General features: G+C 38.5%; 16 protein-coding genes. 11 read left to right on the top strand and 5 right to left on the bottom strand.

Going from position 1 to position 24053, the window contains the following annotated elements; translation table 11 throughout:
* Positions 1-2 precede the first annotated feature (2 nt).
* Positions 3-1025 (top strand): YihY/virulence factor BrkB family protein, encoded by a 1023-nt coding sequence (locus ACJVDH_RS02785; protein ID WP_443946050.1) that lies wholly within the window; start codon positions 3-5, stop codon positions 1023-1025.
* 25 nt (positions 1026-1050) lie between these two features.
* Here ACJVDH_RS02785 and ACJVDH_RS02780 read toward each other — a convergent pair whose 3' ends face one another.
* Positions 1051-2919, bottom strand: a complete 1869-nt coding sequence (locus ACJVDH_RS02780) for a DNA topoisomerase IV subunit B (RefSeq protein WP_443946049.1) — start codon at positions 2917-2919, stop codon at positions 1051-1053.
* Positions 2920-3184: 265 nt separating this feature from the next.
* Between ACJVDH_RS02780 and ACJVDH_RS02775 the strand changes: the two genes are divergently transcribed.
* The 3 genes from ACJVDH_RS02775 (at position 3185) to ACJVDH_RS02765 (ending at position 6539) form a co-directional block, all read left to right on the top strand.
* Entirely contained in the window at positions 3185-4603 is a 1419-nt protein-coding gene (locus ACJVDH_RS02775; RefSeq protein WP_443946048.1) for an APC family permease, read from the top strand.
* Between the two features lies 1 nt (position 4604).
* On the top strand, positions 4605-5939 hold the full coding sequence (locus ACJVDH_RS02770) for an MFS transporter (protein WP_443946047.1): 1335 nt from the start codon (positions 4605-4607) through the stop codon (positions 5937-5939).
* A gap of 96 nt (positions 5940-6035) precedes the next feature.
* Positions 6036-6539: an SRPBCC family protein gene (locus ACJVDH_RS02765; RefSeq protein ID WP_443946046.1), complete on the top strand. Its 504-nt coding sequence runs from the start codon at positions 6036-6038 to the stop codon at positions 6537-6539.
* A 71-nt stretch (positions 6540-6610) separates the two neighbouring features.
* Here ACJVDH_RS02765 and ACJVDH_RS02760 read toward each other — a convergent pair whose 3' ends face one another.
* Together ACJVDH_RS02760 and ACJVDH_RS02755 are read right to left on the bottom strand one after the other, a co-directional pair.
* Positions 6611-8326, bottom strand: a complete 1716-nt coding sequence (locus ACJVDH_RS02760) for a RagB/SusD family nutrient uptake outer membrane protein (RefSeq protein WP_443946045.1) — start codon at positions 8324-8326, stop codon at positions 6611-6613.
* A 15-nt stretch (positions 8327-8341) separates the two neighbouring features.
* The gene (locus tag ACJVDH_RS02755) at positions 8342-11572 is read right to left on the bottom strand and encodes a SusC/RagA family TonB-linked outer membrane protein (protein ID WP_443946044.1); all 3231 of its coding nucleotides are present in this window, start codon (positions 11570-11572) and stop codon (positions 8342-8344) included.
* Positions 11573-12111: 539 nt separating this feature from the next.
* Here ACJVDH_RS02755 and ACJVDH_RS02750 point away from each other — a divergent pair.
* Both ACJVDH_RS02750 and ACJVDH_RS02745 read left to right on the top strand, forming a co-directional pair.
* Positions 12112-13410, top strand: coding sequence for a DEAD/DEAH box helicase (locus ACJVDH_RS02750; RefSeq protein WP_443946043.1), 1299 nt, complete (start codon positions 12112-12114; stop codon positions 13408-13410).
* Between the two features lie 1531 nt (positions 13411-14941).
* The gene (locus ACJVDH_RS02745; protein ID WP_443946042.1) at positions 14942-15838 is read left to right on the top strand and encodes a flavin reductase family protein; all 897 of its coding nucleotides are present in this window, start codon (positions 14942-14944) and stop codon (positions 15836-15838) included.
* 949 nt (positions 15839-16787) lie between these two features.
* Here the strand turns inward: ACJVDH_RS02745 and leuS are convergent.
* Both leuS and ACJVDH_RS02735 read right to left on the bottom strand, forming a co-directional pair.
* Complete coding sequence (gene leuS / locus ACJVDH_RS02740) at positions 16788-19574, bottom strand: leucine--tRNA ligase (RefSeq protein WP_443946041.1); 2787 nt, start codon at positions 19572-19574, stop codon at positions 16788-16790.
* A gap of 191 nt (positions 19575-19765) precedes the next feature.
* Positions 19766-20170 carry a hypothetical protein gene (locus tag ACJVDH_RS02735; RefSeq protein ID WP_443946040.1) on the bottom strand — a complete coding sequence of 135 codons (405 nt, stop codon included), beginning with the start codon at positions 20168-20170 and terminating at the stop codon, positions 19766-19768.
* Between the two features lie 191 nt (positions 20171-20361).
* Between ACJVDH_RS02735 and ACJVDH_RS02730 the strand changes: the two genes are divergently transcribed.
* The 5 genes from ACJVDH_RS02730 (at position 20362) to ACJVDH_RS02710 (ending at position 23961) form a co-directional block, all read left to right on the top strand.
* Positions 20362-21240 carry a cell division protein FtsX gene (locus ACJVDH_RS02730; protein WP_443946039.1) on the top strand — a complete coding sequence of 293 codons (879 nt, stop codon included), beginning with the start codon at positions 20362-20364 and terminating at the stop codon, positions 21238-21240.
* On the top strand, positions 21240-21464 hold the full coding sequence (locus ACJVDH_RS02725) for a DUF3098 domain-containing protein (RefSeq protein WP_443946038.1): 225 nt from the start codon (positions 21240-21242) through the stop codon (positions 21462-21464). The genes ACJVDH_RS02730 and ACJVDH_RS02725 overlap by 1 nt, the downstream gene beginning before the upstream one ends.
* 82 nt (positions 21465-21546) lie before the next feature.
* Complete coding sequence (locus tag ACJVDH_RS02720; protein WP_443946037.1) at positions 21547-22341, top strand: undecaprenyl-diphosphate phosphatase; 795 nt, start codon at positions 21547-21549, stop codon at positions 22339-22341.
* A 34-nt stretch (positions 22342-22375) separates the two neighbouring features.
* The gene (gene truB, locus ACJVDH_RS02715) at positions 22376-23101 is read left to right on the top strand and encodes a tRNA pseudouridine(55) synthase TruB (protein ID WP_443946036.1); all 726 of its coding nucleotides are present in this window, start codon (positions 22376-22378) and stop codon (positions 23099-23101) included.
* Positions 23098-23961, top strand: coding sequence for a YitT family protein (locus ACJVDH_RS02710; protein ID WP_443946035.1), 864 nt, complete (start codon positions 23098-23100; stop codon positions 23959-23961). Before truB ends, ACJVDH_RS02710 begins: the two co-directional genes overlap by 4 nt.
* Positions 23962-24053 lie beyond the last annotated feature (92 nt).

The following is a 24053-nucleotide window of genomic DNA, read 5'->3' as shown; positions in this document are numbered from 1 at the left end:
TTATGAAGTTGTTAACCAAGATCAAAAAGTTTTTTATTGCACTTTACCATTTGTTTGTAGCTGCCGGAAAAGGTTTTGTAGAAGATCGTGTAACCAAATTAAGTGCTGCACTGGCCTATTACACCATTTTTTCGCTAACACCACTCATCATTATTATTCTTTCGTCGGCCACGCTATTTTTTGGCGACAGGATGGAAACCCGAGCCAAGTTTTTTATCGAAGTTACAGAACTTGTAGGCGAAAAAGCAGCGATGCAAATTCAGCAATTTGTAGACAATGCGAATAAAACCGGTCAATCAACCATTGGTTTAATTATTGGTATTGCCACCTTAATTGTTGGTGCCACGGCAATTTTTATAGAAATTCAGGACAGTATTAACCTAATCTGGAAGGTGAAAGCGCGGCCTAAAAAAGGCTGGTTAAAGATGATCACCAATCGCCTGCTGTCTTTTTCGCTAATTGTTTCCATGGGTTTCCTATTACTTGTATCATTAGTCGTGAACAGTGTAGTTGTTGGTTTGGGCGATAAGCTGGTTTCGCTGCTTTCTGAAAGTAAAATAGATGAAGTGGTTCCTGTTGCCAACGATACAATGGCTTTGCTCATTCAGATTTTAAATAACGTAATTACGCTTGCAGCGGTAACTTCTGTATTTACGATAATTTTTAAAGTACTGCCAGATGTAAACATCAAGTGGAAATCGGCCATTATTGGCGCATTATTTACCGCTGTATTGTTTAGTTTGGGTAAATACATCATTGGAATTTACATAGAAAAAGGCAATCCGGGTTCTGCTTTTGGAGCGGCCAGTTCAATTATTGTTATTCTTCTGTGGATTTACTACACCTCTATAATTCTATACTTTGGTGCAGAATTTACGCAGGCTTATGCCGAGAAATATGACGGTGGAATTTCGCCAAGTAAGTACGCCGTTCATACTCAGATTACCATTGTGGAAAAGAAAGTGGATGTTTTACCGCCACAGCACCCGGATGAAACTGTAGATTCTAAAGACGATAAAGAATAAATCAAAAGATGTGGTTTAGCTAAAGCTAAGCCACATCTTCTATAACTTTTGGATCTTCTTTAATTTCGTCTTTCTCAATACGAAGATTTCTGATGATATGTTGCTGACGGTCTGGAGTATTTTTCCCCATATAATATTCCAGCAAACTTTTAATTGTCTGATCTTTCAAAATTACCGGATCAAGGCGAATATCTTTTCCGATAAACAAACCAAATTCATCCGGAGAAATTTCTCCCAAACCCTTAAAACGTGTAATCTCTGGTTTGCCGCCCAATTTGGCAATTGCATTTCTACGTTCTTCATCGCTATAGCAATAAATGGTTTCCTTTTTGTTCCGAACGCGAAATAAAGGCGTTTGAAGAATATAAACATGGCCAGCTTTTACCAAATCCGGAAAAAACTGAAGGAAGAAAGTCATCATCAATAAACGGATGTGCATGCCATCTACATCGGCATCTGTTGCAATTACAATATTGTTGTAATGCAAACCTTCTAGACCATCTTCAATATTTAAAGCATGTTGCAGAAGGTTAAACTCTTCATTTTCATACACTACTTTTTTAGTCAGTTCGTAACAGTTTAAAGGTTTTCCTTTCAAACTAAAAACGGCCTGCGTATCTACATCTCTCGATTTTGTGATTGATCCTGAAGCAGAATCACCTTCGGTGATGAACAACGTAGTTTCATATCTTTTCTCGTGTGTGCTGTTGAAATGCACTTTGCAATCGCGCAGTTTTTTATTGTGTAACGAAGCTTTCTTTGCCCGGTCATTCGCCAGTTTCTTAATTCCGGCAATATCTTTACGTTCGCGTTCGGATTGTAAAATTCGTTTCAAAAGCGCATCTGCAACATCAGAATGTTTGTGCAAATAATCGTCTAATTCTTTTTTAACAAAATCATTTACAAAAGTTCGTACAGATGGTCCATCCGGCCCGATGTTCAAAGAACCCAATTTGGTTTTGGTTTGTGATTCAAAAACCGGTTCTTGTACACGAATAGAAACTGCGGCAATAATTGACGAGCGGATATCTGCCGCGTCATATTCTTTTTTATAAAACTCTCTGACAGTTTTTACAACTGCTTCGCGAAAAGCCGCCTGGTGTGTTCCGCCTTGAGTAGTGTGCTGGCCGTTTACAAAAGAGTGGTAATCTTCTCCGTACTGCTGTCCGTGCGTCATTGCAATCTCAATATCATTTCCTTTCAGGTGAATAATCGGATAACGGATTTCTTCAGGTTTATTGAATTTGGAAAGCAGATCGTATAAACCGCGTTCAGAAAAATATTTTTGATTGTTAAAGTTGATGGTTAATCCGGTGTTCAGGAAAACATAATTCCACACCATGCTTTCTACAAAATCCGGAATGTAATGGTAATTACGGAAAATACTTTCATCTGGATAAAAGGTGATTGCCGTTCCGTTACGTTGCGTAGTATCTATAATGGGTTGCTCAGTAACAATTTCTCCTTTAGAAAATTCTACTTTTTTCGATTTTCCATCCCGATAGGATTGTACAGTAAAACTGGTTGATAAAGCATTTACAGCTTTTGTACCCACACCATTTAAACCTACAGATTTTTGAAAGGCATTACTGTCATACTTACCACCGGTATTGATTTTGCTTACACAATCTATTACTTTACCTAAGGGGATTCCACGCCCGTAATCGCGAACATTAATTTTCTGTTCAGACATGGTAATTTCGATGGTTTTGCCGGTTCCCATTACAAACTCATCGATAGAGTTATCTACAATTTCCTTCAACAAAACATAAATACCATCGTCTTGAGCAGAACCATCGCCAAGTTTACCAATGTACATACCTGGGCGTAACCTGATGTGTTCCTTCCAATCCAGCGATCGAATACTGTCGTCGTTATAAACTACTTCTGCCATAAAATCTATCTAATTTACATATTGAAGTATTAACTGAAGGATGACGGAGCAATCCCCGTTTCAATATGATCATTTTAAAAGAGATGAGGTTGTAAAGATGCTGTTTGCACAAACCTTTCATAAACCTGCAAATTTTATACAATAATAGATTTAATCTGCGAGGCTGTCAAATATAAATTTCCACAGGTTTAGCGTACTTTGACTTATTTAAACCTAAAGCTGTACGCAGTTATTTTGTTTACCCAGCTAAGTTTGTGCCACAGAAATGGAAGGGCAATATGTATATGTTTTCTCCCTAATCGCTACTTTTCCTTATCTTGCCCCATATTCGTCTCAAATGCAGGAAAAGAAGAAACTTTCACTATTTGATCTTTCAATGATAGTAGTGAGTTTAGTGATAGGTATGGGCATTTTCCGTACACCAGTTAACGTTGCCGCAAAAGCACAAATTCCCGAATTATTTTACCTTGCCTGGATTATTGGCGGTTTTGTAGCGTTTTGTGGCGCACTTACATATGCAGAAATTGGCTCCAGATATCCGGTAACTGGCGGTTATTACAAAATATTTTCTGCAGGCTATCATCCTTCTATTGCCTTCGCTATTAATTGTATTGTGATCATTTCGAGTGCGGCATCTGTCGCAGCGATTTCCATCATTGGTGCAGAATATGTAAGCAAAATTATTTTGCCTTCAAATATGCAAACCGAGGTTTATCGCGTTGCAATTGCCATAAGCACTATTTTGGTTTTTTATGCCATTAATTTACTGGGTTTAAAAGCAAGTTCTAAAACACAGAATGTACTTACCATTATAAAAATTGCAATGGTATTGGTATTAATCTGCGCCATATTTTTCGGTGCGAAAGAAGAAAATACACTCCCGGTATTTAGTACCATCAATCATCAGGCACCAAACTGGTCTGATTACGGAAAAGCAATGGGTTTGTGTTTAATTGCCGTATCATTTTCTTTTGCTGGTTACGCACAAACCATCAACTTTGGTGGCGAAGTAAAAGATCCTAAAAGGGTAATTCCGCGTTCCATAATTATCGGCTTAACCGTTATTGTGGTGCTGTACCTGGCGCTGAATTATGCCTATGTTAAGGTAATTGGATTTGAAGAACTTAAAACGGCAGAAAGCATCGCTGCAATTCTAGCATCTAAAATATTTGGCCCTGCCGGTTACAATATGTTGTCAATCATCATTTTCTGTTCAGTGATGGGTTATGTAAATGTAAACCTGCTGAGCAACCCAAGAGCGATGTTCGCCATGGGCGAAGAAGGTGCGCTTCCGAAGATATTCAGCAGAATGAATAAAAAAACTGAAGTCATGACGCTCAGTTTAACCGTATTTACGCTGGTTGCTGTTGTGATTATTTTTTACGCCAAAACCTTTGATAAAATACTGAATTACACTATTTTTCTGGAAAGTATCAGTATGGCGAGTTCTGCTGCTACAATATTTATCCTCCGCAAAAAAACGGCTCATCTCGATAAAGAAACCATTTATACTGTTCCTTTATATCCGGTTTTACCGATTATATTTATCGCCGCTTATACATTTGTCGCTTTCAGTATTTATGCAGATGATCCGAATGCTGCTTTAAACGGACTTTATATTTTCATCGGGTTTTTAGTCATCTATTTTATCCGTAAAGCGTTTACTAAAAAGACTGCAAATTGACATGAATAAAACGCTCTCAGGAAAACAAGAAATCGCTTACGCAGCAGGAATGATGGGTTGGAGTATTATGACCAATACCATTATTGTAATGCTGCCATATTTTTACTTGCCGCCAATCAATTCTGGATTACCGGCTTTAGTACCGCAACTCATTTTTCTTGGCGTTTTTAATTTATTATCCATTATTGCCGCTTCCGGAAGATTGGTTGACGCTTTATTTGATCCATTTATTGCTTCAAAAAGCGATGCCAGCACCAATAAAAACGGCCGGCGAATGCCTTTCATGAAATGGGCAATTTTCCCGGCAATGCTTTTCTGCGGACTGGTATTTTACCCACTTCAAAAAACAGAAAGTTTACACAACGCCTGGTGGCTAACCATTACCCTCTGTCTATTTTTTGTATCGGTAACCAGTTATATTATTCCCTATAACGCGCTTTTGGCAGAAGTGACACATACGCCGCAACAAAAGGTAAAACTCTCCAGTTATCAGCAGATCGGTTTTGTATTGGGCATAATTTTATCAGCTTGTATCAACAATTTCGCAGATCTTATTCAGCATAGTTTTAATGTTGTAAACCGCAGTGAAGCCATTCAATTTTCTATTTGGGCTTTGTGTGCTTTTTCTGGGATGGTTATGTTATTGCCAATCTTGTTCATCCGCGAGAAAGATTTTTCTATCGCAAAACCCACGCACGTTCCACTTTGGCCAGCAATTAAAAACACCTTTAAAAACAGTAATTTTAAATATTATTTAATTTCTGACTTCGCTTTCTACACGGCACTCAGCATTATTTCTAGCGGACTACTTTACTTTTGCAGCGTTTTACTAGGTTTGCCAGAATCTGAAGGTGGAAAATTTATGGGTGCAATGGTACTTACCAGTTTGCTGTTTTATCCAATAGTTACTTTAGGTTCTGCACGTTTCGGGAAGAAACCTTTCGTATTATTTGCCTTTTTTATCTTGTGCCTAATATTTGTTACAATATTTTTCCTCGGCAAATTGCCTATGGGCCCTTACGCTCAAATTTATCTTTTGGTTATATCGGCTTCATTTCCACTGGCAGCGCTTGGCATTTTGCCCACGGCGATATTGGCAGATATTGCGCAGAAAGACACACAGGAAAGCGGTGAAAACCACGAGGGAATGTTCTTTGCCGTAAAATATCTTTTCGTTAAACTGGGCCAGACTTTGGGGATTGCAGTTTTCGCCATGCTTACCATTTATGGTAAAGATCCTGGAAATGATTTTGGTTTGCGCCTAAATGGAATTGTTGGTTTTGTGCTTTGCTTAGTTGCCCTTATCTGTTTCAGCAAGTTTAAAGAAGAACGCTAATTTTCTAAGAAATTTTATTCTTCTAAACCTATGCCCCAAATGTATGGTTACTATTTGTGATGCGGATGATGTACGCACAACACAAATAACAGTCAGATGGATAATTTAGCTTTTGATTTTTTCGTAAATACGGAAAGTAAGACCATTATTGTAAAACGAACATTTCATGCTTCTTTAGAAAATGTATGGCGAGCCTGGACGACGGCCGAAATACTCGATAAATGGTGGGCACCAGATCCTTATCGTGCAGAAACAAAACACTTAGATTTTAAAAATGGTGGTTATTGGCTTTATGCAATGGTTTCACCACAAGGCAAAAAACATTGGTCTAAAACGGTGTTTGGAGAGATAGAAACTTTAAAAAGTTTTTCTACACAGGATGTTTTTTGTGATGAAGGCGGAACGCCGATCGTAGAAATGCCTCAATCTTTTTGGAAAATTGCTTTTATCCCTGAAAGGGAAAATGTATTGGTAGATATTTCTATCACGTTCGAAACACTTGAAGCGCTGGAGCAAACCATGTTAATGGGCTTTCGCGAAGGTTTCACCGCCGGATTAAACAACCTGGAAAAACTTTTATCCGCCAGCAAAATAGTATAAAAAGAAAACGCATGAAACAGGAGCGAATTTCGTTTCCTGTCCATGCGTTTTAAATGGGTTAACGGGTTTGTTTAATAACCCGGACTTTGTTTCAATGTTCCGTTGCTCCGGTCAATTTGATCTTGCGGAAGCGGGAAATATTCATCTCTTGTTTCAAATGTAATTCCTTTCAGGTAATTGAAGTAACCGCCTTCAAAAGCGAAATAGCTTTCTAAAGTTTGTTTTGCAATTCCCCAACGCACCAAATCAAAAAAGCGGTGTCCTTCCATTGCAAGTTCCAGTCTGCGTTCAAAACGAACGGCATTTCTGGCATATGCTGCTGTAGGGAAAGCTGGGTACGGGCTAACTTTATATGCCGCAGCCGCAGCACCATTAATAGTAGATGGGGTAATTTTAGCTGCGCGATTACGTACAGCATTTACTAAGGTAAGTGCACGTGCCAAATCGCCTGTTTCTACCGCACATTCTGCTGCCATCAGATAAATATCACCCAAACGAATTAAATTTACATTTAAACCTGTAACATTCGTCATTCCTGGAGCCGTTCCGGTGCCAAGCTGTGCAGCTTCAATAGAATTTTTCACGGCAACAAAAGGGCCGCCGTTACTTGCATCTCTAATCCAGCTGTCGCCAGCCATAAGTCCCCAATCGCGATATGGAACGCCACGTCTCCCAATTGTTGATTCAATTCTTGGATCAAGCGCAAGTGTTCTATCTACCTGATAATTTGTTTTTGCGGCACCAGTTAAGTTCAAATCAGAAATGTATGGATTTGTACGGTAACTGCCGTCTAACAAAGGTAAGCCAGCAGCATCAACTTTAAAAGCATTTGCCAAATCAATCGTTGGCTGGAAGAAACCGCAACAGTTAATTGGCGTTACACTTCCGTAAGGAAAGTTTAACATGTCGCCTACGTTTCCGTTATCGCCACCAGTACCATCGGTACCAACAGAGTGTTGCACAGCAACTATAGCCTCTGGCCCGTCCTCTTTAGTAATGTCAAAATTATCGGTATAAGGTATTGTTGTTAAGTCTGGTTTCGCTAAAATAACCGCGTTAAGCTGTGCATAAGCTTCTGTATATTTCTTTTGATACAACAAAACTTTACCTAAATACGCCTGTGCAGCATATTTATCCATACGGCCTTTTTGGTTTTTAGGTTTGGTAGTACTTAGGTTCGCAACTGCAAACTGAAGATCTTCTACAATATTTGGGTAGATATCTTTATCGTTTGCTACAAATGTTCCGCTGGTTGCCTCTGTAACATAAGGCACAACTTTAAATACGCGAACCAGAAAAAAGTAATAATGTGCTCTTAACAATCTGGCTTCTGCCTGAATTTCTTTAGCACGTGCATCTGCAAATTTGGTTGTTCCTTTTCCGGCTTGCAAATCGGCAAGAATTTTCAAGGTATTGTTACAGCGCTGAACACCTTCAAAACAACGATCCCAAAGGTTAGAAATATTGTCATTTGTACTGGTTGGAGAATGTTGCTCAATCGCATTCATTGGCGGCTGATCTCCGGTACTGCTACCTTTGTGGGCATTATCAGACGCTACTTCTCCAAACAACCATTGGCTTGGCGCTGCACCATAATTTCCCCAGGTACCATTTACGTTGCCATTTAACAAACCGTATGCACCTACAAGTAAACCTTCAACACCATCTTGCGTGGTCAGTTGCTCGGCAGTCAGTTCCCCTTGCGGGTTTACAGATAAAAATTCCTTTTTGCAGGAAAACGTACTGCAAATTAATACGGAAAAGAGAATATATTTTATGTATTTCATATTGTTATCGTTTAATTAAAATCCTACGTTAATGCCGAATAAAAACTGACGAGGAGAAGGATAAACACCTTGATCAACACCTGGAGCAGTAAATGTGTCGGTAATCTGACTTACTTCCGGATCTAAACCGGTGTATTTCGTAACCGTGAATAAATTGCTCGCCGCTACGTATACTCTGAATCTGCTGATGCCAGATTTAGCGCCGAAAACTTTATCCGTAGGAATATTGTAACCCAATTGAATATTTTTCAATCTGAGGAAACTTCCATTCTGGATGTAATAGCTTGAGGAAGCAAATTCTACATCTGATGCACCTGCATAAGCAGAAGGAATGGTACTTGTTGGGTTACTTGGGCTCCACGCATTTAACAATCTGGTACTTTTTGCACCGTCAAATGATGGGAAATCTGTGAAATAACGTGTAGCTTCAAAAATATCATTGCCTTGAACACCATAAAAGAATGCTGAAATATCAAAGTTTTTATAAGATGCGTTCAGGTTGATGCCGTATGTAAAATCCGGATTTGGATCTCCAATGATTGTACGATCTTTAGGGTCAATAACGCCATCGCCATTAACATCGCGATATTTCAAACCACCCACACGTGCACCTGAATACGATGGACTGCTTTGAATGTCTGCTGCACTTTGGTAAATACCGGCAGTTTCATATCCATAAAAAGATCCGAATGCAGCGCCTTGTTGCAATACGCTGGTTTGTAAACTGCGGTAATTGCCATAAACCTGATTGAAAATTCCTGGCGCTAAACGGTCAATTGTATTTTTGTTTTTAGAAAAGTTAAGTCCGATATCAAATTTGAAAGGCGCTTCTACAGTTCTTCCGTAGTGATAAGCTACGTTAAACTCTACCCCTTTGTTACTCATATCGCCAATATTTACAAATGGTGCACTACCTAAACCCACCACGCTTGATGGCAACGGAAGGTTGTACAACATATCTGTTGTTTTTTTATTGTACCAATCAACAGATCCATCAAAAGCACCACTCAAAATGGTGAAGTCTATACCCACGTTAAGCGCTTTTAAAGATTCCCATTTAACATCTGCATTCTGATATGCATTTTGCCAAACACCTGTCGTTAAAGCATTTCCTCCACCAACGGCATATGCGGCATTGATAATAGAACTTTGGTATCTATTGATGTATTGATATGGCGGTATACGCTGATTTCCGGTTTGTCCGTAACCTACACGAAGTTTCAAATCAGAAATCCATTTTACGCTTTTAAGAAATTCTTCTTCAGAAATACGCCATGCTGCACTTCCTGCCGGATAAATACCATATTTATTAGACGGACCAAAGTTAGATGAACCATCTCTACGAATGGTGAAACTAGCCAGATAACGATCATTAAATGAATAATCAACCTTGCCAAAAAGTGAGAATAATGATCCTCTTGAACCCGTACTGGAGTTACTGATGTTTGATGATCCTGTTGGCAGATAATAATAATCCATATCGCCCAAAAGGAAGAAATCATTACGTGCAGCATTTAACTGTCTTGATCTGGAACGAATGGCTTCTGTACCCAACAACACATTTAATTTATGTTTCTCTGCAAAAGTTGCACTGTAGTTTAAGGTGTTCGTCCAGGTCCATTCTGTATTGTAACCTTGATATTCACTTAAACTGTTAGAGTTATTTCCTTCAGAAAATTCAAGGTTTGGATAACGCATAGACAATCCGTTATAGTTTTCATAACGAATACCCAAATTGGTTTTCAACACCAAACCTGGCAAAATATCGCCTTCACCAAAAATATTACCGAAAAAGAAATTGTTTTTGTTTACGTTGTCTTTTGCACGGTATAAAACAGCCATCGGATTTTCAGCATTTCCCAGCTGGCTACCACGGCTACCAGCAAAGTTGCCGTTAATATCATATACCGGGATTATTGTTGGAATACGATAAGCCCAACCCAAAGCACTTCCCTGATCCTGATAACTTCCTGGCGTATTCGGGTTTACCCCAAAACCATAACCTTCAGAATAACTGTACTGTGCATTCTCTCCAAAACGTACTTTTTTATTAAAAGCAGAGATTGTAGTGTTCGATCTGAAATTGTAACGTTTGAATCCAGTATATTCTATCGTTCCTTTTTGGTTTAAATATCCTGCAGACAATGCATATGTAGCATTTTCGCCACCACCAGTTGCACTTAACTGGTAGTTTTGTACTGGCGCGGCACTGGTAATTTCATCAAACCAATTTGTTCCGGCTTTGTTTGCACGTGTAATCTGATAGAAAAGAGCCGGATCACGACTGTAGTTGTATCTGGCCGGATCTGCATCTGCTGCAGTAACATCTTGCCCTAAAGCAGAACCTGCAACTAGATACTCAGGAAGCACCGGTGTAGTTCCAGAACCATAGTTTCTTCCGCCAGCGATAGGTTTACCGGCATTGGTATAACTATCAAACACATATTGTGCATATTGCTGTGGATTCAGCATTTGCGGAAAACTGTTTTTACGTGGAACCTGTGTTCCATAATAAGAATCGATACTGATTTTTGGCGCCCCGGTTGTACCTTTTTTAGTGGTGATAATTACTACACCATTATTTGCTCTTGAGCCGTAAATAGATGCCGAAGATGCATCTTTCAAAACCTGTAGACTTTCTATGTCATTCTGGTTTAACCAAGATAGTTTGCCTTCAAAAGGAACACCATCAATTACATAAAGCGGTTCGTTATTATTGATGGTACTTGTACCCCGAATCCGAATTTGTGGCGTAGAACCTGGCGCACCATCATTAATAATCTGCACACCAGTTGCTTTACCTTGCAAAGCTTCTACAGCGCTGGCTGCAGGCTGTGCTTTTAGTAAGCCCATATCTACAACCGCCACAGCACCTGTTAAATCTTTTTTCCGTTGTGCGGAATATCCGGTTACTACAACTTCATTCAAATTGTTGTCTTCTGCCTGTAGTACAATAGACAGGTTGGTTTGGCTGCCAACAGGTACTTCTTTGGTTACATAGCCTACAAAGGAAACCAGTAAAACATCGGTTGTTTTCACAGATAATGTGAAATTTCCGTTTGGATCGGTAGACGTACCGCCTGCTGCATTTTTAATTTTAATAGTTGCCCCGATAATAGGTTGTTTATCGTCACTACCGATAATCTTTCCTGTTATTTTGGTTTGAGCTGCAGCAGCAAAAGCAAACAGCATACCCAGGCACAAGAGGAGATAACCCCTCCCGAAAGAAGATAAATTTTGTCTCATAAATTAAGAAATGGTTAGTTAGAAATTAGTGTAGCAGCTGTGTAAACTGCCCTTCAAATGTTTGTTTGGGTTTAGATCATACCAATAACTAAACGGGTATACAATCCATTAATTTGTTTGTCGGTAAAATTGGGATGCGAAAAACTGAAACACTGATTTCGTTGAAAACTGGGAGTTAGCCTACGGTGGTTCTGTAGAGTGATTTTCATAATCGGGAAATAGTAAATTGGTTAGATTTAGTTAATTACATTTTAAACTTACAGAATTAAAAAATAAAGTCCTACATAAATTAAAAAATAAATTCTGTTGTTAAAATGTTTTACGAACCCGGATTGACCAATAAAAAAAGCATACGACTTCTTAAAAAGACAGGATTTTAAGCTTTCAATTATTAAGTGTACCTTTGCTGCCGAAGCAGGAATATGGGCTTTGTATTTTGAGGAACATCGTTCTTCTGAAATACAGCATTCGCTCTCTCCGCAAGCTAGCCCTTCATCCTTTTGATTGTTCCGGCTTCTTCAAAAAAATAGAAAATACACATGTTATTTAAAGAATTAAACCTCATTGAGCCAATTTTAAAGGCCCTTGAGACAGAAGGTTATACGCAACCAACCCCTATCCAGGAGCAGTCTATTCCTACAATTTTGAAAGGAACAGATTTGTTAGGCTGTGCACAAACCGGAACCGGAAAAACAGCAGCATTTGCAATCCCAATGTTGCAATTGCTGCATCAAAAACACATCAATACTAAAGCAACCAAAAACATCAAAGCCTTGGTGCTTACACCTACCCGCGAGCTTGCCATACAAATTGAGGAAAGTTTTAAAGCTTATGGCCGCAATTTGAATTTAAGACATTTGGTAATTTTTGGCGGAGTAGGCCAACAGGCACAAACTGATGCCTTAAAAAAAGGTGTTGATATTTTGGTGGCTACGCCAGGTCGTTTACTGGATTTGATGAATCAGGGTTTTATCAGTCTGAATACGATTGAACTTTTTGTTTTGGATGAAGCCGACCGTATGTTGGATATGGGTTTTATCCACGATGTGAAAAAAGTGGTAGCCAAATTACCATCAAAACGCCAGACTTTATTTTTCTCGGCCACAATGCCAGATGAAATTCAAAAACTGGCCAATACCATTTTATCAAACCCAACAAAGGTAGAGGTAACGCCAATTTCATCTACAGCAGAAACCATTAATCAATCGGTGTATTTTGTAGATAAACCAGACAAGAAAAAACTCTTGATCCACTTATTAAGCAACGCCGATATTGAAACAGCATTGGTATTTACCCGTACTAAACATGGTGCAGACCGGATTGCAAAAGATCTTGGCCACGCTGGCATTAAAGCGGCTGCCATTCATGGAAATAAATCTCAAAATGCACGTCAGCGCGCGCTAACAGAATTTAAAGAGAAAAAGATACGCGTTTTGGTTGCTACAGATATTGCAGCCCGCGGTATTGATATTGAACAACTGGCCTATGTTTTCAATTATGAATTGCCAAACATACCAGAAAGTTATGTACACAGAATTGGCCGTACCGGAAGAGCTGGTGCAAACGGTAGTGCGATTTCTTTTTGCGATGCAGAAGAAAACGATTATTTGCTTGATATTCAGAAACTGATTAAAATGACGCTTCCAATTGTTGAAGATCATCCTTATCCGTTAAGCTGGCAAAATATGCTGGCCAAAAACCAGATCAAACGCAAACCACAAGCTGCATCGAAAGGTGGTGGCGGCAAAAAAAGTGGTGATGGCAATATGAGTGGAAAACCGCGAAATGCAAGCAACAACAGAAGATTTGGTGGCAACAGACGCAAGCCGAAAGCGTAGAAGGGAAAGCGAATAGCCGAAGGCATACTGATCGTGGGATAAATCGGACTGAATGGCAGTGAAGGATACTACCTTGAAACGTGGACACGTGAGCGGGGTCTCGTTTCCGGGCTATTTGGTGAACTTTGTAATAAATATTGATTGCTTATATGTGTTGGGGCAAACCAGGTCATAGCAGCGCGACGAACTGGAGAAAAGCAAGTGTCACACGACAGGGAGAAAGATGTACCGATCAGGTGCACATCTATCAGGCTAAAATAGGGTGCCTTGAAAAATTGAGCATTAACGGGCTCCGCGGGCTTTCATCTTCCGAATGGTGCACCGGCTTCGGCGTGAGCCAGATATCGCTTTGCTCCGGGCCATTAAATTCTACAAAATAGAGGTAATGGTTCCCGTTAAGCAGTTTGGTTTAAACTTGTGGCCTCTAAAGAATTCGTTTGATAGTAGTCAACGGCGATTATCAATCTGGAAATGGTATAAAGTATATACAAGCAGGGTATATTATCACAATATGTGATAGTAGATTTATATTCGTTCCTGTAGACGGGGGACGTACCCCAATGGACATTTGTAATACAGGCCTTGTGTATATTCATTCTTTTAACCTTGAATGGATTATAAAATAATAGAAGTTGTAACATAAGAAATTATATCCTGCAATTACTACATAAATTTTTTTAACATTAGTGGTATCAGATATTCTGAATCTTTTTTAAGTAATCACTATTCTCTACTGTGTATTTCGGAAATACTATCCATCCCTTTACGTTCCAAACTGTTCAGTAGGCACTATGGATTTATAGTCTGAGGCTTACCGCATAGATCCTCTCAGAGATCATCAGATTCATGCTACCCATCTATTACCACTTACTAAGTAATCCTGAAGAAAGGCTCCTTTTGCTTCGCAAAAGCCCTTACGAGCTACCAAAGGCACTCTAAGAATAGCACTTAGAAAATAGATTAGCTGTCCGAGTTTGATTTTTCTTTTAACGCGGTTTTTCCTCCACCCAGAATCGATTTCGTTCATCAAACAACAGCTTGTTCCAGAATACGTCTGGATAGGCTTAAACCCGCTTAAAATCAACCGATTCAACAGTTTTTAGCGAAAATCAGTGCCAGTTTGCGCCGTTAGATGTGGCCAGTTTGCAAAAAAAGCAGTAGCCAGTTTTGGAATAATCTACAATTAATATTCTTTGCATATTTTTCTTCATAAATCATGTAACATTCAGGTTTCCCTGCAGCAATTTACAACAATTTGGAATATTATCGTAAATAAAATTAGATAATAACTAGTTTTTTTTTATTACTATATTCTTACAAGCTCGTTGAATGTTTAAATTTGCTTGTCCTAGAAAAAAAGGTACCTTTACAAGGCAGTTTTTTAAGAGCCAATCGGAATAAAAAATCTTTAATCTACTTTTACAACTTCAAATGATTGTAGGTTTAGTTACTGGATGTCAATCATTTGAAGTTGTAAAATCTTATGCCTTTAAACTTTTCTCCGTCCACACTCATTTTAACCCGCAACTTTATGAATCTAAAAACTTTTGATGCATCATCATTAACACCGACAGAAATGCAAGGTTTTTTGCACTATGCCATTGCACCTCGTCCGATATGTTTTGCGTCTACTATTAATAAAGACGGAGAGGTTAACTTAAGTCCGTTTAGCTTTTTTAATGTGTTTAGTATAAATCCACCCATATGCGTTTTCTCGCCCACTAGTAGGGAGCGGGATAATACATTTAAGCATACGCTTGAAAATGTATTGGAAATACCTGAATGTGTAATTAATATTGTGGACTATAAAATGGTTCAACAAACCTATTTAACTAGCAAAGAACACCCAAAAGGGGTAAATGAATTTCAGAAAGCAGGATTCAGTGAACTAGCTTCAGAAACAGTGAAACCACCCAGGGTAGCGGAATCTACCGTTCAGTTGGAATGTGCAGTAAATGATGTGATGTCGTTGGGAAAAAAAGGAGGTGCAGGCAATTTAGTTATTGCAGAGGTTAAACGGATTCATATTAATGAAGATATTTTGGATGCGAATGGCAAAATAGATGCTCATAAAATTGATTTGGTGGCACGTTTAGGGGGGGACTGGTATTGTCGGGTAACTGGCGATAATCTGTTTAAAATTACTAAACCAAAAGATAATACAGGATTAGGGATCGGTGTAGATGTTTTTCCTGAAAGGGTTAAGAACTCTAAAATATTATCCGGGAATAATTTAGGGGTATTGGGACTTATTAAAGCTTTACCATCTGTCGAAGAGATAGAAGCCTTCAGAAAGACAGAGGAGATAATGGAAATACTTAATGGTAGCATTGACAGTGATATCCTAACCCAACAACTATATTTAAAAGCAAAGCATTTACTGGAAACCGGTCGTGTACTAGATGCATGTAAAGTATTATTGATGTAGACTTATCAGATATTGATTTTTAGGAGATTGGATTGGTTAGTTTTATCGCCGGGGTGAAATTATCAACAATAATTCCGCTGAAAACGATGGTTTGATGTGATGGTGCACTTTCTTTGTTGCATTCCAAAGAAAGAAGTGCCCACTGTAGTCCCGTGGGCAAGTACTTTGCATGGGGCTATTTAAAAGCTTCCAGGTCATTTTCAAATCAAGTTTCAAGCATTTCGGCTCGATGCACTTACATAGCTCGTAAAGGTTAGCAATTAGATGGCAGTGGGTTTTCTGAATGCTATTGAATAATTTATATAGTATAGTGTATAAACCGTCCTAACCCTTAAAAATATGCCTGAGGCACAATACGAGGTTATCATCATATTCGCCAAACAATCTTGCTGACTTTATTAATAGATTTTTCATAATATATCCCGCTTTAAGCAATCTTTAATGGCTGAATCTTAAAACCGTTTATATTTAAAAAGAATCCTCTTCCCCCTATTATCCCGTTTCTAAACATATTCCATAGCAGGGATGAACCTAAACTAGCAAGTTCTGAATTGATAAATAAATCATGCTTTTCAAAGGGCTTCGAGCAGTGAACAGCTTGGCGTATTTTCTTCACTTTCTGACCTCGATAGCAAGCCCTTAAATTCGTCTGTAATGAAAGGCTAGCTTTCAACTGTATTGAACTTTTGAGAATTAGCTTGCTTGATCTCGACAACGGTTGATAAAATTACCTGCCCTGTAAATTGGCTGTACCGATTAGGTAATATCTGTTAAATATCGGGGAAAAACATTCTGTTTAATAATACACTACAAATCTAAATGACGGATTTTTCGAGATTTCAGTCTTTATTGCACCTTGTAATTTGCGCCTTGCAGAACCAATGACTAATGGCCATTACACCAATGACGAAAAAAAATCCGGATTGATCTCAATCCGGATTTTTTGTTTTTAAACGACTACGTTTATAATTTTTCCTTTAACAAAAATGACCTTCTTAGGTGTTTTTCCTTCGAGGTATTTCTGAAACTGTTCATCCGAAAATACGATTTCTTCAGCCTCTTTCTGATCAAGCGTTAAAGCGAGATTAATATTCATCTTCATTTTTCCATTGATGGAAACAGGGTACGCAAATGCATCTTCTACCAGATATTCCGGATTGAAAACCGGGAAATCCGCATAAGATAAAGTGCCAGAAGCATTGCCAAGCAATACCCAAAGTTCTTCACAGATGTGTGGTGCATATGGCGATAAAATGATAACCATATCATTTAACACCTGACGATTTTTGCTTTTTAGCTCTGTAAGCTCATTTACCGCAATCATAAAGCTGGAAACTGATGTATTGAATGAGAAACGTTCGATATCATCCTGCACTTTTTTAATGATTTTATGTAAGGTTTTCAGTTCTGCCTTAGTTGGCTCTGAATCTGTAACCTGGAAAGTTAAAGCCTCATCGTGGAATAAACGCCAGAATTTACGCAAGAATTTGAAAACACCTTCAATACCATTTGTATTCCAAGGTTTACTTTGCTCAAGCGGACCTAAAAACATTTCATACATCCGTAAGGTATCGGCACCATAACGCTCAATCAAATCATCCGGGTTTACGACATTGAATTTAGATTTAGACATTTTTTCGACCTCTACGCCACAAACGTATTTTCCGCCTTCAAGAATAAATTCTGCATTTGCATACTCTTCTCTCCATGCTTTAAACTTAGTCAGATCAAGCGTATCGTTTTCAACAATATTAACATCAACATGCAATGCAGATGTTTTATAATCTTTCCTTAATCCGGCAGAAACAAAGGTATTTGTAGGTTTTCCATCAGCATCATTAATTCTGTAAACAAAATTACTTCTGCCCTGAATCATTCCCTGATTAATCAATTTTTTGAAAGGTTCTTCTTCTTTAGTGTAACCTAAATCTTTCAGAAATTTATTCCAGAAACGACTGTACAGTAAATGACCAGTAGCGTGCTCAGAACCACCGATATATAAATCTACCGATTTCCAATAATCGACAGCATCTTCAGAAGCAAAAGCGTCATTATTCTGCGCATCCATATAACGGAACCAATACCAACTGCTACCGGCCCAACCTGGCATGGTACTCAATTCATATTCATATTGATCTTCATATTTCCAACCTTCTGCCCTTCCCAATGGCGGTTCGCCGGTTTCTGTAGGTAAATACTTATCAATTTCTGGCAATATTAATGGCAACTCTTCTGGTTGGATCAAATAAGGCAGGCCATCTTTAAAATAAACCGGAATCGGTTCGCCCCAATATCTCTGACGACCAAAAATTGCATCGCGCTGGCGGAAATTTACTTTCGCTTTACCCGCTTTATTTTCTTCAAGCCAAGAGTTCAGAAGAGCTACAGCTTCTGGATAAGTTAAGCCATTGATGAAACCAGAATTGATATAAGTTCCTTCTTTAGTTGGATCTGCTTGTGTGTCAATATCTTTCTGTGCATCCAGAATCTGTACAATCGGCAGGCTAAAGTGCGTTGCGAAAAGCCAGTCGCGTTGATCGCCACTTGGCACGCCCATAACGGCACCTGTTCCATATCCTGCCAAAACGTAATCTGCAATCCAAAGCGGAACACGCTCGCCACTTACCGGATTGATCACATATGTTCCTGTGAAAGCGCCTGAAACAGTTTTAGTATCCGCCATGCGGTCAAGTTCAGATTTCTTTTTGGTTTGAAGAATGTAGTTTTCTATATCTGCTTTCTGCACGTCTGTAGTCAATTCGGCAACCCATTCATGCTCTGGCGCCAATACCAAATAAGAAACACCAAAAATGGTATCTACACGTGTGGTAAACACTTCAATTTGTTTATCGCTGCCTTCCACCTGGAATTTTACTGAAGCACCTACACTTTTGCCAATCCAGTTGCGTTGCATTTCTTTCAAAGGTTCTGGCCAGTCTATCGCGTCTAATCCTTGAAGCAAACGATCGGCGTAAGCAGTGATACGCATACTCCACTGCATCATTTTTTTCTGTTCTACCGGAAAACCGCCACGTTCAGAAAAACCATCTTTAACTTCGTCATTAGCCAAAACAGTTCCCAATGCCGGGCACCAGTTTACTGTGCTTTCCTTTAAATAAGTTAAACGGTATTTTAACAGTTCTTCTTGTCTTTCCTCATCCGTAAATGTTGCCCAATCGGTTGGCAAAAAGCTTTTTGTATCTTCATCACAAACGGCCTTAACATCGGCTGTGCCAGAAGCGTTAAATTTTTCAAGAAGTGTTGTGATATCTTCTGCGCGATCGTTTTCCAGGTTATACCAGGAATTAAACAATTGCATAAAAATCCACTGCGTCCATTTATAAAATGACGGCTCGCTTGTTCTTACCTCGCGGCTCCAATCAAAAGAAAAACCAATCTGATCTAACTGCCGGCGATAGGTTGCAATATTCGCTTCGGTTGTAATTGCAGGATGCTGGCCAGTTTGAATGGCATATTGCTCTGCAGGCAATCCGAATGAATCGTATCCCATTGGATGCAAAACGTTAAAACCTTTTAAACGTTTATATCTGGAAAAAATATCTGAAGCAATGTATCCCAGTGGATGCCCTACGTGCAAACCTGCTCCCGAAGGATAAGGAAACATATCCAGCACATAATATTTAGGTTTATCAGAATTGCTCTCGGCTTTAAATGTTTGATTGTCGGCCCAGAATTTCTGCCACTTTTGTTCTATTTCTTTGAATTGATAATCCATTGCAGGTTCTATTTTTTTAAAGTGACGAAAATAAGGAAATTAAGGGGTTTAGGAAAACTAAATCGCGCTATTAGGCGATGTTAACCTAAACGCGTTCTTTTGTTCCTTGATTTTTAAAATGGAGACTCTGCCGAATAAAAAAACACCATTGCACAAAGCAATAGTGTTTAAAAAGTTAAGATTAATGAAGTTTAACGACTTAAATAATACACCTTAACAATGTTGGTTTTATCAATTTTTGCCGTAAACTGGAAATTGGTATCCGATAAACTATTAACGGTACAGTACGATGCGCCTTCTGGAAAAACCATCGAAAACTGATTGTCTAGTGTAGTTTCGTATGTTCCGATAGTTCTTTGGTTGGTTAAACCCAACTCTACCTGATCATCATCATTAGATTTAAAATCGATATAATCTGAATTGGCGTAATTAAAGGTTCCATTTGCAGAAGACGAGGTGTTTCCGCTCACTTCAATTTTGTTTACGATCCATTTGCCTACAATACGCGCTTTTAATGATGTGGTGTCTTTCTTACAGGAAAGGAGGCTTGCCGTGACCAGCACAAACAAGCTTAAAAATGTAATTTGTTTTTTCATGGGTGAGGTTTCTAGGTTTGATTACTATGATTAACGCGGTTTGGTCAATTTTCGTACCGTGTTTTTTACATGGTCTCAATAATTTCAAAGCCATTAGCGTCGTTAAATCAACAGCTAGCCCATTTAGCCACGTTTAAATTTGTGGTTTATCAGGTATAATTTATATTTTCGCAAAACAAATGATAAAAAGTATGGAAGAATTCGAAGTAAGTGATGCGTCCAAGAAAACCAAAACAATCTATATTTCTACAATATTTAGTATAGCATTGGTTTTATTGATGCTGGGCCTACTTGGACTGGTACTTGTGCACGCAAAAAACCTTTCTAACTACGTTAAAGAAAATATTGTACTGAATATTATTGTTGATGAAGGTGCAAAAGAAGCTGATGTACTGGCTTTCCAGAAAGAATTAAATGCAAACCCTGCAGTAAAGCAAACGCAATATGTAAATAAAGAACTTGCAGCCAGAAACCTGACTCAGGATTTGGGCGAAGACTTTGTGAACTTCTTGGGTTATAATCCGCTTACGTCTACTTTCGATATTTACCTTAAAGCTGATTATGCAAATACCAAAAGTATTGAAGGTTTAAAAAACAGTATTTCTAAAAATCCAGTAGTAAAAGAAGTGGTGTACCAAAGTTCATTAATTGACATGGTAAACAAAAACATTAACACCATTGGTTTGGTTATTATGGCTTTTGCAGCGGTTTTACTTGTAATTGCACTTGCTTTAATTAACAATACCATTCGCCTGGCCATTTACTCGCAACGCTTTTTAATTAAAAGTATGCAGTTAGTAGGTGCAACGAAAAATTTTATCAGACGTCCTTTCTTATGGTTTGCGGCCTTACATGGTTTAATTGCTGCTTTTATCGCGATAATTATTCTTTTGGCGACTTTGATTTATGCCAGAAAAGAAGTTCCTGAAATCATCATTCTAAACAATTACAAAGAGTTTGGATTGGTTTTCTTCAGTCTAATTATCATCGGGATTTTTATTACCGGCATTAGTACCTGGTTTGCAGTTAGCAGATATTTACGTTTAAAATCTTATCACCTTTACAGATAATGACAGAAAAAAAAACAAGTCCGGTTACAAAGGACTCAAAAAGCGAATTGGTTTTCAGCAAGAAAAACTACCAGTTATTATTGATCAGCATGGCAATTGTAGTTGTTGGATTCATTTTAATGATGGGCACAACGGATATTTATGATGTACGTAAAACCCTTATTGCACCTTTAGTAGTATTGTTCGGTTTTTCATTCGGCATTTATGCCATACTAAAGAAATAAGTTTTTAAAAAAATACTTTGAAAGCGCTTGATTTATTAATGAGGCGCTTTCTGCATACCACAAAGATCCGTCCTTCAAACACATGAACTACATCGAATCCATTATCCTTGCCATTATAGAAGGACTTACAGAATTTCTTCCCGTATCCAGTACAGGCCACATGATTATCGCCTCATCGTTTATGGGTATTGCTGCCGATCCATTTGTGAAACTTTTTACCATTGCCATCCAGCTTGGCGCCATCCTGTCTGTTGTGGTATTGTATTTCAAACGATTCTTTAAAAGCTTTAATTTTTATTTAAAACTTTTGGTTGCCTTTATTCCGGCAGCGGTTTTTGGTTTGCTGTTAAGCGATAAAATTGATGAATTGCTGGAAAGCCCAATGGCTGTAGGTATTTCTCTATTGGTTGGAGGTGTAATCTTACTTTTTGTAGATAAATGGTTTAATAAACCCACCATCAACGATGAAGAAAATGTAAACTATCTTACTGCATTAAAAATTGGTTTCTTTCAATGTATTGCGATGATTCCGGGTGTTTCTCGTTCCGGAGCCACAATTGTTGGTGGTATGAGCCAGAAACTAAGCAGAAAAGTAGCTGCAGAATTTTCGTTTTTTCTTGCTGTTCCAACCATGTTTGCTGCAACGGCAAAAAAGTTATATGATTTCTATAAAGAAGGACATACCATCACTTCAGAACAGATCAATATTTTAATTGTTGGTAATGTAATTGCTTTTATTGTGGCACTTCTGGCCATAAAAAGCTTTATTGGATATTTGAATAAACATGGTTTCAGAGTTTTTGGCTGGTATAGAATCCTTGCCGGATTGATCATCATTATCTTATTGCTTTCCGGGCGCAGCATGCAAATCATTTAATCCCTATCTTTGCAAAAAAAAAGATTAAAGATTTGTGAGTACAGAAAATTCAAAATACAAGGAGTTCAATTTTGCAGAAGGTGAACTCCTTCTAATTAATAAACCATATAAATGGACCTCTTTTGATGTTGTTGGCAAAATACGCAACTCATTAAAACCACTTAAATTAAAGGTTGGCCACGCAGGCACGCTTGATCCGTTGGCTACCGGTTTACTGATTATCTGTACCGGCAAACTTACCAAACAAATCGATACCTTCCAGGCAGAAGAAAAAGAATATACCGGAACAATGGTTCTTGGTGCAACAACGCCATCTTTTGACATGGAAACAGAAGTTGACCAGACTTTTGACATTTCCAACATCAGCGATGAACAAATTTATGCTGCTCGACTGCCCTTTATTGGCGATATAGAACAGTATCCACCGGCACACTCTGCCGTAAAAATTAATGGAGAACGGCTTTATGTAAAAGCCAGACTTGGCGAAGAAGTAGAATTGCGCAAACGTTTCGTAAATGTTCCAGAATTTGAAATTACGCGGATTGCCTTACCAGAAATTGACTTCAGGATTGTATGCAGCAAAGGAACCTACATTCGCTCGCTCATTTCAGATTTCGGCAAGCAACTTAACAACGGCGCTTATTTATCTAAACTTACGCGTACGCGCAGCGGAAACTTTTTGCTCTCAGATGCGTTTGAGGTATTAGATCTTGTTCAGTATATTCGTAACAAGAAAGAAGAAGTCAAACCCGAAGTATGAACAGACATTTCCAGAACAAAAACACCCGTTTTATAAAAGAAATATTTTTAATAATTGCCGGGGTAACATCAGCTTGTTTTGGCCTTAAAAGTTTCTTAATGCCCAGCCATTTTATAGATGGAGGCGTAACCGGTATTTCACTTCTGGTAAGTACCTTAACCGGGCTAAAATTATCTTACCTAATTGTTTTAATCAATATTCCATTCGTAATTCTCGGTTTCAGACAAATTGGTAAAGGCTTTGCAGTTAAAACAGCAATTGCCATTGCGGCACTTTCTGTTGCACTAATTGTTATCCCTTTTCAACCCATTACACACGATAAATTACTGATTGCCGTTTTTGGTGGTTTATTTCTTGGCGGTGGTATCGGTTTAGCCATGCGCGGTGGCTGCGTAATAGATGGCACAGAAGTTCTGGCACTTTACATCAGTAAAAACAGCATTTTAACGGTAGGCAATATCATCCTCATTTTAAACATCATCATATTTGCCTTCGCTGCATATTTCCTCAACATAGAAACAGCGATGTATGCAATACTCACTTATTTATCCGCTTCGGCAACGATAGATTTTATTGTTAATGGTATAGAACAATACACCGGCGTAACCATTATTTCTGAGCGTAAAGAAGCGATAAAAGGTTATATTATTAACGAAATGAAACGCGGCGTAACTGTATACAAAGGCGAAGGCGGTTATGGCGAAAAGAAAGATATCGATATTTTATTTACCGTTGTAACCAAACTGGAGATGTCTAAACTACAAACCATGATTAGGCAAATTGATCCCGACGCTTTTGTCATTCAACAACAAATTGCAGATTTAAAAGGTGGTGTGGTTAAGCGCCATGCTTTACATTAACTAGATAATTAACTATTGGGCGTGCCCCCAAGCAAAGCAAGGGGCCGGGCTGTACGCTATATCTCCGTGAAAAACGGAGTATGCCGCTTCCA

Source organism: Pedobacter terrestris (assembly GCF_052343045.1).
In the GTDB taxonomy this organism is placed as follows: Bacteria; Bacteroidota; Bacteroidia; order Sphingobacteriales; family Sphingobacteriaceae; genus Pedobacter.
This window is presented reverse-complemented; position numbering and strand designations above follow the sequence as displayed.

Coding starts and splice junctions, on each gene's coding strand:
- ACJVDH_RS02730 (WP_443946039.1), top strand. CDS start 20,362: ATGGAAGAATTCGAAGTAAGTGATGCGTCCAAGAAAACCAAAACAATC.
- ACJVDH_RS02765 (WP_443946046.1), top strand. CDS start 6,036: ATGGATAATTTAGCTTTTGATTTTTTCGTAAATACGGAAAGTAAGACC.
- ACJVDH_RS02750 (WP_443946043.1), top strand. CDS start 12,112: ATGTTATTTAAAGAATTAAACCTCATTGAGCCAATTTTAAAGGCCCTT.
- ACJVDH_RS02720 (WP_443946037.1), top strand. CDS start 21,547: ATGAACTACATCGAATCCATTATCCTTGCCATTATAGAAGGACTTACA.
- ACJVDH_RS02710 (WP_443946035.1), top strand. CDS start 23,098: ATGAACAGACATTTCCAGAACAAAAACACCCGTTTTATAAAAGAAATA.
- ACJVDH_RS02770 (WP_443946047.1), top strand. CDS start 4,605: ATGAATAAAACGCTCTCAGGAAAACAAGAAATCGCTTACGCAGCAGGA.
- leuS (WP_443946041.1), bottom strand. CDS start 19,574: ATGGATTATCAATTCAAAGAAATAGAACAAAAGTGGCAGAAATTCTGG.
- ACJVDH_RS02780 (WP_443946049.1), bottom strand. CDS start 2,919: ATGGCAGAAGTAGTTTATAACGACGACAGTATTCGATCGCTGGATTGG.
- ACJVDH_RS02755 (WP_443946044.1), bottom strand. CDS start 11,572: ATGAGACAAAATTTATCTTCTTTCGGGAGGGGTTATCTCCTCTTGTGC.
- ACJVDH_RS02735 (WP_443946040.1), bottom strand. CDS start 20,170: ATGAAAAAACAAATTACATTTTTAAGCTTGTTTGTGCTGGTCACGGCA.
- ACJVDH_RS02760 (WP_443946045.1), bottom strand. CDS start 8,326: ATGAAATACATAAAATATATTCTCTTTTCCGTATTAATTTGCAGTACG.
- ACJVDH_RS02785 (WP_443946050.1), top strand. CDS start 3: ATGAAGTTGTTAACCAAGATCAAAAAGTTTTTTATTGCACTTTACCAT.
- ACJVDH_RS02725 (WP_443946038.1), top strand. CDS start 21,240: ATGACAGAAAAAAAAACAAGTCCGGTTACAAAGGACTCAAAAAGCGAA.
- ACJVDH_RS02775 (WP_443946048.1), top strand. CDS start 3,185: ATGGAAGGGCAATATGTATATGTTTTCTCCCTAATCGCTACTTTTCCT.
- ACJVDH_RS02745 (WP_443946042.1), top strand. CDS start 14,942: ATGAATCTAAAAACTTTTGATGCATCATCATTAACACCGACAGAAATG.